A 12126-nucleotide genomic window follows, 5' to 3' on the forward strand; every position below is an offset into this window, starting at 1 on the left:
CGCGTGGTCGGGGCGTTCGTGCGTTGGATCAGTTGCCGCCGGTCAGCTTCTCGCGCAGCGCCTGGAGCGCCTCGTCCGAGGCGAGCGAGCCGCCGGTCTCCTCGACCTGGTCCGCACCGGCACCGCCGGAGGAGTACGACGTGGCCTCGCCGGCCTCGACCTCGGCCTGCTTGGCGTCGGCCTGCTGCTTGACGTGCGCCTCCCAGCGGGCGTGGGCCTTGGCGTACTGCTCCTCCCACGTGGCGCGCTGCTCGTCGTAGCCCTCGAGCCACTCGCCCGTCTCCGGGTCGAAGCCCTCGGGGTAGATGTAGTTGCCGGCCTCGTCGTAGGTCGCGGGCATGCCGTAGAGGGTCGGGTCGAACTCCTCGACGTCCACCGCGGCGGTGGTCTCGTTGGCCTGCTTGAGCGACAGCGAGATCCGGCGACGCTCGAGGTCGATGTCGATGATCTTGACCATGACGTCGTCGTTGACCTGAACGACCTGCTCGGGGATCTCCACGTGGCGCTCGGCCAGCTCGGAGATGTGCACCAGGCCCTCGATGCCCTCCTCGACCCGGACGAAGCTGCCGAACGGAACGAGCTTGGTGACCTTGCCCGGCACGATCTGGCCGATCTGGTGGGTGCGGGCGAAGTGCTGCCAGGGGTCCTCCTGGGTCGCCTTCAGCGACAGCGAGACGCGCTCGCGGTCCATGTCGACGTCGAGCACCTCGACCGTGACCTCGTCGCCGACGGTGACGACCTCGGAGGGGTGGTCGATGTGCTTCCAGGACAGCTCCGAGACGTGGACGAGGCCGTCGACGCCGCCGAGGTCCACGAAGGCACCGAAGTTGACGATCGAGGACACGACGCCCTTGCGGATCTGGCCCTTCTGGAGCTGGGTGAGGAAGCCGTGGCGGACCTCGGACTGGGTCTGCTCGAGCCAGGCGCGGCGGGACAGGACCACGTTGTTGCGGTTCTTGTCGAGCTCGATGATCTTCGCCTCGAGCGTCTGGCCGACGTACGGCTGCAGGTCGCGCACCCGGCGCATCTCCACCAGCGAGGCCGGGAGGAAGCCGCGGAGCCCGATGTCGATGATCAGGCCGCCCTTGACGACCTCGATCACGGTGCCCTCGACGACGCCGTCGGCCTCCTTGATCTCCTCGATCGTGCCCCAGGCGCGCTCGTACTGGGCGCGCTTCTTGGACAGGATCAGGCGGCCTTCCTTGTCCTCCTTCTGGAGGACCAGGGCCTCGACCTTGTCGCCGACGGAGACGACCTCGGACGGGTCGACGTCGTGCTTGATCGACAGCTCGCGCGAGGGGATGACGCCCTCGGTCTTGTAGCCGATGTCGAGCAGGACCTCGTCCCGGTCGACCTTCACGATGATGCCGTCGACGATGTCGCCGTCGTTGAAGTACTTGATGGTCAGGTCGATGGCGGCCAGGAAGTCCGCCTCCGAGCCGATGTCGTTGATCGCGACCTGGGGCGCGTTGTCATCGTAGGAGCTCGGCAGCGGGGTCGAGAGGGTGCTCGTCATGTGTAGGGACAGTCCTTGGGTGGGCAGATGTAGTCGGGATGAAACTTCTGCGTCCCTGTGGACGCAGACGATCAAGGGTACGCGCCGCCGCGCGCGCACGTCCAACCGGCGCCGCACCGAGGACCCGTATCCTCGGAAGCGTGCAGGTATGGCCGCATCCGCCCGTGACGGCCCATCGTCGCCCCGCGGACGAGCAGGAGTCCAGACGAGCCAACGGCGCGGACTGGGATCGCTACGCCGACGAGTACCAGGCCACCCACGGCGAGTACCTCGGCGACGTGGGCTTCCTCTGGGGTCCGGAGGGGCTGACCGAGGCCGACGCAGGCATCCTCGGCGAGGTCGCCGGCCGTGACGTCCTCGAGGTCGGGTCCGGTGCCGGCCAGTGCTCACGCTGGATCCGCAGCCGTGGTGGCCGGGCATTCGGTCTCGACCTGTCCCACCGCCAGCTCCAGCACTCGCGCCGGATCGACGAGGTCACGGGCGTCACGGTCCCGAGCGTGAGGGGCACGGCGACCGCGCTGCCGTTCGCCGACGGCTCCTTCGACGTGGTGTTCTCCTCCTTCGGCGCTCTGCAGTTCGTCGCGGACATCGAGGCCGCGGTGAACGAGACCGCGCGGGTGCTGCGACCGGGCGGACGGTTCGCCTTCTCGATCACGCACCCGACGCGCTGGATGTTCCCCGACGACCCGACCGAGGAAGGGCTGACCGCCGCCCAGTCCTACTGGGACCGCACGCCCTACGTCGAGGTGGACGACGTGACCGGCGAGACGGCGTACGTCGAGCACCACCGAACCCTGGGCGACTGGGTGCACCTGCTCGCGGGCGCAGGGTTCCGGCTCACCACACTGCTCGAGCCGCAGTGGCCGGAGGGCAACGACCGGCCGTGGGGAGGCTGGTCCCGGGTCCGCGGGACGCTGACGCCGGGTACCGCGATCTTCGGCGCCGACCTGCTCTGACCGCCGGGGACCTGCGGCGCCTAGGCTGCTCGTCGTGGACGACCAGGAGGTGGGTACGCCGGACCGTCGCGGTGCGCTCGGCCGGTCAGCCGCCGGCGTCGAGCAGGCTCGGATGCCGGACCCCGCCGCCTGCCCCCTACCCTGCTGACGTGACGACCGCCGCCGACGTCTCGGGTTCCCGCCTGCTCCGGCTCCTTCGCAGCAGCGCCGGCATAGCGATCGCAATGGCCGTCACCAATGTCGGCACCTACGCCTTCCAGATCGTCTGCGCCCGGATGCTCGGCCCCAGCCAGTACGGCGCGGTGGCGAGCATGATGGCGTTGCTGATGGTCCTCTCGGTCGTCCAGCTCGGCCTCCAGGCCACCGCGGCCAGGCGAGTCTCCGCCGCTCCCCACGACGTCGCCTCGATCGAGCGCACGATCCTCCACACGACCTGGCGCGCTGCGATCCTGCTCGGTGCGCTGTCGGTCGCCGCGGCGCCCGCCGTCTGGCAGCTGCTGCGGCTCGACGGCGTCCTTCCCGCGGTGCTGCTCGGGCTGTGCGTCGTGCCGGTCACCGTGATGGGCGGCCAGGCCGGCGTGCTGCAGGGCGAGCGCCGGTGGCTCCCGCTCAGCGTGGTCTACCTCGCCGTCGGGGTGCCGCGGGTACTCCTCGGCGGGGGGTTCCTCCTGGTGTGGCAGACCGAGACCAGCGCGATGCTGGGCGTGCTGCTCGGCGCCTGGACGCCGGTCCTGGTCGGCTCCTACGCGCTGCGTGCGCGGCGGGCCGCCACCGCCGACCCGCATGAGCACGAGGTCCGGCGCGACGTGCTCAAGGAGACGGTCGGCAGCTCCCTCGCGCTGCTCGCCTTCGTCGCGCTCTCCAACCTCGACGTCGTCGTCGCGCGGACCGTGCTGGACGACCACCTGGCCGGTCTCTACGCCGGTGGCCTGATCGTCACCAAGGCGGTGCTCTTCCTCCCGCAGTTCGCGGTGGTCGTCCTGTTCCCCTCGATGTCGGCCGACGACGAGAGCCGAGGCGCGGTGCTGCGCGGCCTGGCGTTCCTGTCCCTCCTCGGCGCCGCCTGCGCCCTGGCGACCTACTTCCTCTCCGGTCTCGCCCTCGTCTTCATCGGCGGGGACGAGTACGCCGAGGTGCAGGACCGCCTCTGGCTGTTCGCCGTGCTCGGGGGACTTCTCGCCGTGCTGCAGCTGCTCGTCTACGCCGGCCTCGCCAAGCGCGGACGGACGACGAAGTACCTGATCGCCGCCGGCGTGCTCGTGATGGTGCTGGCCGGCGCCACGGCGTCCTCCGTCACCGGGCTCGCCGTGCGGGTGGCGGTCGTCGACGCGATCATGGTCGCGGTGCTCCTGGTGCTCCAGATGCTGCGCCACCGGAAGCTCGAGCAGGTCACCGCGAGCTAGCGCGGCAGCGCGGGGACCTAGTGCGCGGCCTCGTGCCAGCTGCGGCCGGTGCCGACCGAGACGTCGAGCGGGACCGTCAGGTCGGCCGCGCCGGCCATCTGCTCACGCACCAGCGCGTCCAGGGCCTCCCGCTCGCCCTCGGCGACCTCGAACACGAGCTCGTCGTGGACCTGCAGCAGCATCCTGGACCGTAGGCCGGCGCCGTCGATCGCCTTCTGGGTGCGCAGCATGGCCACCTTGATCAGGTCGGCCGCGGAGCCCTGGATGGGCGCGTTCAGCGCCATCCGCTCCGCGGTCTCGCGCCGCATCCGGTTGTCGCTGGTCAGGTCGGGGAGGTAGCGGCGACGGCCCATGATCGTCTCGGTGAAGCCGCTGCGCCGAGCCTCCTCGACGACACCGCCGAGGTAGTCGCGGATCCCGCCGAAGGTCTCGAAGTACTCGTCCATCAGGCCGCGCGCCTCGCCGGGCTCGATGCCGAGCTGTTGCGAGAGCCCGAAGGCCGACAAGCCGTAGGCGAGGCCGTAGTTCATCGCCTTGATCTTGGCGCGCATCTCGGAGGTGACCTGCTCCGGTGCGACGTCGAAGACGCGCGAGGCGGTGGCCGCGTGGAAGTCACGGCCGGACCGGAACGCCTCGATCAGCAGCTCGTCCTCGGACAGGTGCGCCATGATCCGCATCTCGATCTGGCTGTAGTCGGCCGTCATCAGGCACTCGAACCCGGCCCCGACCACGAAGCCCTCCCGGATCCGGCGACCCTCCTCGGTGCGGATCGGGATGTTCTGCAGGTTCGGGTCGGTGCTCGAGAGCCGCCCGGTCGCGGCGATCATCTGGTTGAAGGTGGTGTGGATCCGACCGTCGGGCTGGACCGTCTTCAGCAGCCCTTCGATCGTCTGCCGCAGCCGGGCCACCTCACGGTGGCGGAGGAGATGGAGCAGGAACGGGTGCTCGGTCTTCACGAACAGGCTCTGGAGCGCGTCCGCGTCAGTGGTGTAACCGGTCTTGGTCCGCTTGGTCTTCGGCATGCCCAGCTCGTCGAACAGCACCACCTGCAGCTGCTTGGGCGAGCCGAGGTTGATCTCCTTGCCGATCACGGCGTAGGCCTCCTCGGCCTCCTTGCGCACCTCGTCGGCGAAGTGCTGCTCGAGGGCGGTCAGCTGGTCGAGGTCGACCGCGATGCCGGTCTGCTCGAGCTTCGCGAGCACCTGCACGAGCGGCAGCTCGACCTCGGTGAGCAGGCGTGCGCCCCCGGCGCGCTCCACCTCGCTCTCGAGGGCCTGGGCGAGGTCGATCACCGCCCGGGCGTGCAGCATCGCGGTGGAGCCGACCTCCACGCCGTCGTCGAACAACGCGGCCTGCTCGTGCTCGCCCTCGTCCTTCAGCTCGCGACGGAGGTAGCGCAGCGTGAGGTCGGCCAGGTCGTAGGACCGCTGGTCGGGCTGGGCGAGGTAGGCGGTCAGCGCAGTGTCGCTGCACACGCCCTCGAGCCGCCAGCCGTGGGCGGCGAAGGCCAGCGTCGGTCCCTTGGCGTCGTGGAACACCTTCTGCCGCTTGGGGTCGGCGAGCCAGTCGGCGAGCGCCTGCTCGTCGTCGGGCGAGAGCGCCGCGACGTCGAGGTAGGCCGCGCTGCCGCCGGCGTCGGCCACGGCGAGCCCGTCCACGTTGCCCGTGCCGGCACCCCATGTGCCACGGACGTGGACGCCGACGGCCTCCTCGCCCAGCGCGTCGAGGAAGACCCGGACCTCTCCCTCGCCGAGCACGCGCCCGTCGAGCTCGAAGCCGCCCTCCTCGACCGGCTCCTCGTCGGCGAGGGTCTCGATGGTCCGGGTGCGGAGCTCACCGCGGAACTCCAGCTCGTCGAAGAGGGTGAGCGCCGCCTGGCGGTCCCAGGGCTTCAGCAGGAGGTCGTTCGGGGTGACCCCCAGGTCCAGGTCGCACACCAGCGCGTTGAGCCGGCGGTTGCGGATCACGTCGCCGAGGTGCGCGCGCAGCGCCTCGCCCTTCTTGCCCGTGATCTCGTCGGCGTGGGCGATCACGTTGTCGAGGCCGTCGTACTGGTTGATCCACTTGGCGGCGAACCCGACGCCGACCCCGGGGACCCCCGGCAGGTTGTCGGAGGTCTCCCCCACGATCGCCGCGATCTCCGGATAGCGGCGCGGCGGCACGCCGTACTTCTCCTGGACGGCGGCCGGGGTGAACCGGCCGAGGTCCGAGACGCCCCGCATCGGGTAGAGCACCGTCGAACGGTCGGTGACCAGCTGGAACGAGTCGCGGTCGCCGGTGAGGATCAGCACCTCCATGCCGACGGTCTCGTCGGCCAGGGCCTGGGTGACCAGCGTGCCGATGATGTCGTCGGCCTCGTAGCCCTCGAGCTTGAGGAACGGGATCGAGAACGCGTCGAGCACCCGCTCGATGAGCGGGAGCTGGCTGCGGAACTCGTCGGGAGTCTTGTTGCGCTTCGCCTTGTACTCGGCGTACTCCTCGCTGCGGAACGTCGCACGCGAGACGTCGAACGCGACGGCCGCATGGGTCGGCTGCTCGTCGCGGAGCACGTTGACCAGCATCGAGGTGAACCCGTAGACCGCGTTGGTGTGCTGCCCCGAGGCGGTGGAGAAGTTCTCCACCGGCAGGGCGAAGAAGGCGCGGTAGGCCAGCGAGTGGCCGTCGAGGAGGAGCAGGCGCGGCGGTCGGGCGGGCTCAGGCACGTCCTGACTCTATCGAGGGCGACCGACAGCCTCCCTCGGCGCCACCACGGCTAGGGTCGGAGCCATGACGAGCACCGAGGACGTGGCCCAGTTCCTGACCAGCAACGCGGGCGCGCTCAACGAGAAGATGGGCGTCGAGATCGTCGAGATGAGGCCCGAGCGGGTGGTCGCGACGATGCCGGTCGAAGGCAACACCCAGCCCTACGGGCTGCTCCACGGCGGAGCGTCCGTGGTCCTCGCCGAGACCCTCGGCTCGATCGCGGCCGCCCTGAACGCCGGCCCGGGCCGGTTCCCGGTCGGCATCGAGATCAACGCCACGCACCACCGCGCTGCGACGAAGGGTCGGGTCACCGGCGTGGCCACACCGCTCCACCTCGGCCGGACGATGGCCAGCTTCGAGATCACGATCACCGACGAGACCGACCGCAGACTCTGCACGTCGCGGATCACCTGCGCCCTCCTGGAGCGCGACCCGGCACCGAAGGCCTGAAGCCTGGCTCACTGGGGCGCGATCGGATCCTCGTGTTCCGGCAGCGGGATCTGCTCCGCACCGCGCGTGCGCCGCAGCGAGCGACGCGCTGCGAGAACCCTGCTCCGGCCGACGTCACCGCGGCGCTGGGGGCCCTGGGTCGAGACCCGGCTCCGCAGCAGCGACGTCGGGGCGACACGGTAGATCGCGGCCGGGGCGAGCCCGAGTCGCGCCATGAAGCGGTTGGCGTCACGCGCGGCCTGCGGAATCGCGGTCGACACGTGCAGAACGGCGCACTCCTCGGCGAAGGACGCAGCGGCCTCCATGAGGGTGCGGCCCACGCCGTGGCGCCGGTAGTGATCGAAGACCCTGGGATGGATCGCCTGCACCGCCGCCTCCAGGTTCAGCGGCGACAGCGTCGTCATGCGCAGGAAGACCGCGCCGGCGAGCTGGCCGTTGTACTCCACGACGACGACCCGCTTCTCGGGCGATGCGGCGGCGTCCTTGATGACCAGCTCGATGTCGGAGACCTGCTCGGAGCGGTCCGCCCGCCGCAGGACGTCGCTCCAGAGCTCTGCCAGGACGGGCGCGTCCTCCAGGCAGGCGATCCTCGGTGTGAGGCTTGGCCGGCTCATCGCGTCCTCCCTCATGGTCGTGGGTCAGTCACCCTACGCTCGCACCCCCTCGGCGCGACACCGCGGTGGTCGTTTGCGATCGGATGCGAGGCCGTCCCAAGTATCCGCTGTGGGGGTGCCGTTCTGCGAGAGCCAATTCTGAGCCAATTTGTTGCAGGACCGTTGTGACTTTTCGGGTCGATGCCGCCCAGAGGGGGCCTAGGGTGTCTGCTGCGGGGGGCCAGACCGGCGTGATTCGGGTCACGCTAGGGTCCGCTGCTTGGGACCCGGGAGAATCCCGGACACGAAGCGACAGGAGCCCGACTTGCCCTGGACCAGGACCATGCGCCTCATCGCCCTGGCGCTCATGATGTTGGCCCTCCTCGGCCTGGCACCACCGGCGCACGCCGATGTCGCGACCGGCCAGGACGCCGCGACCCGGTGCGCGCTCGTCAAGCCGACCGATGACGACACGATCTCCATCCTCGGCCGGATCTGCGACCGTCGCCAGCGACCTCCGCTCGCGGTGCCTGGGGTCACCGTGAGCGTCGAGGACGCCGACGGCAATCAGATCGGCGAAGCCACCTCGGCGGAGGACGGGACCTTCGTCATCGACCTCCCGGGGACCGCCATCGAACACCTGGGCAAGTCCTACACGGTGACCCTGGACGAGTCGACCCTGCCGGAGGACACCAAGCCCGAGATCTCGAGCCGCACCCTCACGATCAACATCGACAACGACCAGACGGTACTGTTCCCGATCGGCGACGCTGGACCGGTCAAGCCGGGCAAGTTCACCGAGGCGATGCAGCTGATGGTGGGCGGCCTCGTTTTCTCGGTCGTCCTCGCGATGGCGGCGCTCGGGCTCTCCATGATCTTCGGCACCACCGGGCTCACCAACTTCTCGCACGGCGAGCTCGTCACCTTCGGGGCTCTGGTCGCGTTCTTCATCGACCGACTGCCCGGCCGGATCGAGATCGGCGGAGCCGAGATCACCGTCATCGTGGGCGTCATCGCGGCCTTCGTTGTGGGCGGCGTGTTCGGCTGGCTGAACGACGCCGCGCTGTGGCGACCGTTGCGCAGCCGAGGAACCGGCCTGGTCGCGATGATGATCGTGAGCATCGGCCTGTCACTCTTCCTGCGCAACATCTACCAGTACTTCGCCGGCGCCCAGAGCCGCAACTACTCGCAGTACGGCGCAGTGGCGCCTTGGCAGATCGGTGACATCCTGCTGACGCCCAAGGAGCTGGTCGTGATCCTGCTGGGGCTCGCGGTCCTGGTCATGACCACGAGCCTGCTGCAGTTCACCCGCCTGGGAAAGGCGACGCGGGCCGTGTCGGACAACCCAGGGCTGGCCTCCGCGACCGGCATCAACGTCGAACGGGTGATCCGCATCGTCTGGGTCGGAGGCGCGGCGCTGGCGGGGCTCGCCGGGGCGCTCCTGGGCGTGACCCAGGGCTTCGACTTCCAGATCGGCTTCCGGATCCTGCTGCTGACCTTCGCCGCGGTGGTGCTCGGCGGGTTGGGCACCATCTGGGGCGCTATCGTCGGCGCCTTCGTCATCGGGCTCTTCACCGAGCTCTCGACGCTGTTCGTGGATCCTGAGTTCAAGTTCGTGGGCGCGCTGCTCCTGCTCATCGTCATCCTGCTGATCAGGCCGCAGGGCCTGTTGGGCAGAGCGCAGAGAATCGGCTGAGGGGACAATCGGATGGACTTCAACGATCTGCTGACCGGTTCACTGCAGCAGGCGCTAGGCCCGACAGCCGTCGTCTACTGCCTGGCCGCCATCGGACTCAACATCCACTTCGGATACACCGGCTTGCTGAACTTCGGACAGGCCGGCTTCATGATGGTCGCCGGCTACGCCATGGTCACCATGTCGACGATCTGGGGAGGGAGCCTGTGGCTCGGTGTCCTCGTCGGGATCGTCCTCACCGTCATCCTCGCGCTCCTCCTGGGAGTGCCCACCCTGCGGCTGCGTGCCGACTACCTCGCGATCGTGACCATCGCGGCGGCCGAGATCATCCGTCAGGTGATCAGTGCCGCGAAGTTCTCCGACAAGCTCGGCGGCCAGGACGGACTGACCGGGTTCATCAAGCCCTTCCGCGAGGTGAACCCGTTCTCGGAGCCCGTCGGCATCGACGGTCTGGTCAGATGGGGTCCGAACGACTTCTGGGTGATGACGGTGGGCTGGTCGTTGGTCGCCGTCTCCTGCCTCGTGGTCTGGCTGCTGATGCGGAGCCCGTGGGGTCGCGTGCTCAAGTCGATCCGCGAGGACGAGGACGCTGTTCGCTCGCTCGGGAAGAACGTGTACGCCTACAAGATGCAGTCCTTGATCATCGGCGGGCTCTTCGGTGCACTCGCCGGGTTCGTCGTCGCGTTGCGATCGGCGACAGTCGGGCCGTCCTTCTTCGCCACGGACGTGACCTTCTTCGCCTACACCGTGCTGCTGATCGGTGGAGCGGCGCGGGTGCTCGGCCCCGTGGCCGGCGCGGTGATCTTCTGGTTCCTGATCACCGTGCTCGACCTCTTCTTCGGGCAGGCCACCGCGGGCGCCAACCCGATCATCCCCGCCTCCATCATGAACGACACCCAGGCCAGCCTGATGCGTCTCATCTTCATGGGACTCGGCCTGATGCTGCTGATGGTCTTCCGACCACAAGGACTCTTCGGCGACCGAAGGGAGTTGGCGATCGATGCCCGATGAGAAGGGAACCCTCGACAGTGGTGGGACCGAGATGACCCTCGGACCGGTGCGTCCCGCGTCGGCTCGACGCGGGTTCGACGTCGATGTCGAGGCATCCAGGCGCGCGCTGGCGGATGTCGACCGCACCCCCGGCGTCGCCAAGCCCGACCCGATCCTCACCGCGGACAACGTCGTCCGCAGCTTCGGCGGGCTCACGGCGGTCGACGTCGACCACCTCGAGGTACAGCGGGGGGTGATCACCGCACTGATCGGCCCCAACGGCGCCGGGAAGACGACACTCTTCAACCTTCTCACCGGCTTCGACCGCCCGGACAGCGGCGCCTGGTCCTTCAACGGCCGATCGCTGAACCGAGTACCGGCGTACAAGGTCGCCCGGATGGGCATGGTGCGCACCTTCCAGCTGACCAAGGTGCTGTCGAAGCTGACCGTGATCGAGAACATGCGGGTCGGAGCCACCGGCCAGCGGGGCGAGCGCCTGCTCGCCGCCATGCTCGCACCGCTGTGGCGCTCCCAGGAGGACGACAACACTGAGCGCGCGGACAGCCTGCTCGAGCGGTTCCTCCTCGACAAGAAGCGCGAGGACTTCGCCGGGTCACTCTCCGGTGGACAGCGCAAGCTCCTCGAGATGGCGCGGTCGCTGATGACCGACCCGGAGCTCGTCATGCTCGACGAGCCGATGGCGGGCGTGAACCCTGCGCTCAAGCAGACGCTCCTCGGGCACGTGAAGTCGTTGCGGGAGGAGGGCCGGACGGTGCTCTTCGTCGAGCACGACATGGACATGGTCCGCGACATCTCCGACTGGGTCGTCGTGATGGCCCAGGGCAGGATCGTCGCCGAGGGACCACCCGACGCGGTGATGGCCGACCCGGCAGTGATCGACGCCTACCTGGGAGCGCATCACGACGTCGAGCTCACGTTCGAGGCGGAGGAGCAGATCCACGCCGAGGCGGAGGCCGAGATCGAGCAGGAGGCTCAGACCAATGACTGACGAAGCCACGATCAGTCCGGAGCGCAAAGCCCACCTCGCTGCGGCCGAAGGTGCGGTGCTCCGCGCCGACGGCCTGGTTGCCGGCTACCTGCCGGGGGTCAACATCCTCAACGGAGCCGACCTCTACTGCCAGGAGGGTGAGCTGGTCGGCATCATCGGGCCGAACGGCGCCGGGAAGTCCACGCTGCTCAAAGCCCTCTTCGGGCTGGTCACGGTCAGCGAGGGCACCGTTCAGCTGCACGGCAAGGACGTCACCAACCAGCGTGCGGACAAGCTGGTCTCCGCCGGCATCGGATTCGTGCCGCAGACGAACAACGTGTTCGCCTCACTGACCATCCAAGAGAACCTGGAGATGGGGTGCTACCAGCGTCCCGGTAGCTTCCAGCAGCGCTTCGACTTCGTCGGCGAGCTGTTCCCGGCGCTCCTGGATCGGCGCAACCAGCGGGCGGGCTCTCTGTCCGGTGGCGAGCGCCAGATGGTCGCGATGGGGCGTGCTCTGATGATGGAGCCGTCGGTCCTGCTCCTCGACGAGCCCTCGGCGGGACTCTCGCCGGTCCTGCAGGATGAGGTGTTCGTGCAGACGCGACGGATCAACCGGGCCGGTGTCTCCGTCGTGATGGTGGAGCAGAACGCACGCCGCTGTCTGCAGATCTGCGACCGCGGATACGTGCTCGACCAGGGCCACAACGCCTACACGGGGACCGGTCACGACCTGGCGCGGGACCCCAAGGTGATCGAGCTGTACCTGGGAACGCTCGGAAAGCAGTGATC

The 12126-nt window shown here is 69.1% G+C and carries 10 protein-coding genes; 7 read left to right on the forward strand and 3 right to left on the reverse strand.

Features of this window, described 5'->3' with window-relative positions; translation table 11 throughout:
• Positions 1-28: 28 nt before the first annotated feature.
• On the reverse strand, positions 29-1516 hold the full coding sequence (gene rpsA, locus E7Z54_RS16925) for a 30S ribosomal protein S1 (protein ID WP_136435687.1): 1488 nt from the start codon (positions 1514-1516) through the stop codon (positions 29-31).
• A gap of 140 nt (positions 1517-1656) precedes the next feature.
• On the opposite strand from rpsA, the gene E7Z54_RS16930 reads away from it, so the two are divergent.
• Positions 1657-2472, forward strand: coding sequence for a class I SAM-dependent methyltransferase (locus E7Z54_RS16930; RefSeq protein ID WP_240769744.1), 816 nt, complete (start codon positions 1657-1659; stop codon positions 2470-2472).
• Positions 2473-2621: 149 nt separating this feature from the next.
• Entirely contained in the window at positions 2622-3875 is a 1254-nt protein-coding gene (locus E7Z54_RS16935; RefSeq protein ID WP_240769745.1) for a lipopolysaccharide biosynthesis protein, read from the forward strand.
• 17 nt (positions 3876-3892) lie between these two features.
• Here E7Z54_RS16935 and polA read toward each other — a convergent pair whose 3' ends face one another.
• The gene (gene polA, locus E7Z54_RS16940; protein WP_136435691.1) at positions 3893-6577 is read right to left on the reverse strand and encodes a DNA polymerase I; all 2685 of its coding nucleotides are present in this window, start codon (positions 6575-6577) and stop codon (positions 3893-3895) included.
• Positions 6578-6641: 64 nt separating this feature from the next.
• On the opposite strand from polA, the gene E7Z54_RS16945 reads away from it, so the two are divergent.
• Positions 6642-7067, forward strand: a complete 426-nt coding sequence (locus E7Z54_RS16945; RefSeq protein ID WP_136435693.1) for a hotdog fold thioesterase — start codon at positions 6642-6644, stop codon at positions 7065-7067.
• Between the two features lie 8 nt (positions 7068-7075).
• Here E7Z54_RS16945 and E7Z54_RS16950 read toward each other — a convergent pair whose 3' ends face one another.
• The gene (locus E7Z54_RS16950; RefSeq protein ID WP_136435695.1) at positions 7076-7681 is read right to left on the reverse strand and encodes a GNAT family N-acetyltransferase; all 606 of its coding nucleotides are present in this window, start codon (positions 7679-7681) and stop codon (positions 7076-7078) included.
• 304 nt (positions 7682-7985) lie between these two features.
• Between E7Z54_RS16950 and E7Z54_RS16955 the strand changes: the two genes are divergently transcribed.
• The 4 genes from E7Z54_RS16955 to E7Z54_RS16970 are packed head-to-tail and all read left to right on the forward strand — an operon-like array spanning position 7986 to position 12124.
• Complete coding sequence (locus tag E7Z54_RS16955; protein WP_136435696.1) at positions 7986-9356, forward strand: ABC transporter permease subunit; 1371 nt, start codon at positions 7986-7988, stop codon at positions 9354-9356.
• 12 nt (positions 9357-9368) lie between these two features.
• A complete protein-coding gene (locus E7Z54_RS16960; RefSeq protein WP_136435698.1) occupies positions 9369-10367 on the forward strand; it encodes a branched-chain amino acid ABC transporter permease in 999 nt (332 codons plus the stop codon).
• On the forward strand, positions 10357-11355 hold the full coding sequence (locus tag E7Z54_RS16965) for an ABC transporter ATP-binding protein (protein ID WP_168798391.1): 999 nt from the start codon (positions 10357-10359) through the stop codon (positions 11353-11355). The genes E7Z54_RS16960 and E7Z54_RS16965 overlap by 11 nt, the downstream gene beginning before the upstream one ends.
• Positions 11348-12124 carry an ABC transporter ATP-binding protein gene (locus E7Z54_RS16970; RefSeq protein WP_136435700.1) on the forward strand — a complete coding sequence of 259 codons (777 nt, stop codon included), beginning with the start codon at positions 11348-11350 and terminating at the stop codon, positions 12122-12124. Before E7Z54_RS16965 ends, E7Z54_RS16970 begins: the two co-directional genes overlap by 8 nt.
• Positions 12125-12126: the final 2 nt, after the last annotated feature.

Origin of the sequence: Nocardioides sp., from assembly GCF_004803405.1 — a bacterium.
Taxonomy (GTDB): domain Bacteria; phylum Actinomycetota; class Actinomycetes; order Propionibacteriales; family Nocardioidaceae; genus Nocardioides; species Nocardioides vastitatis.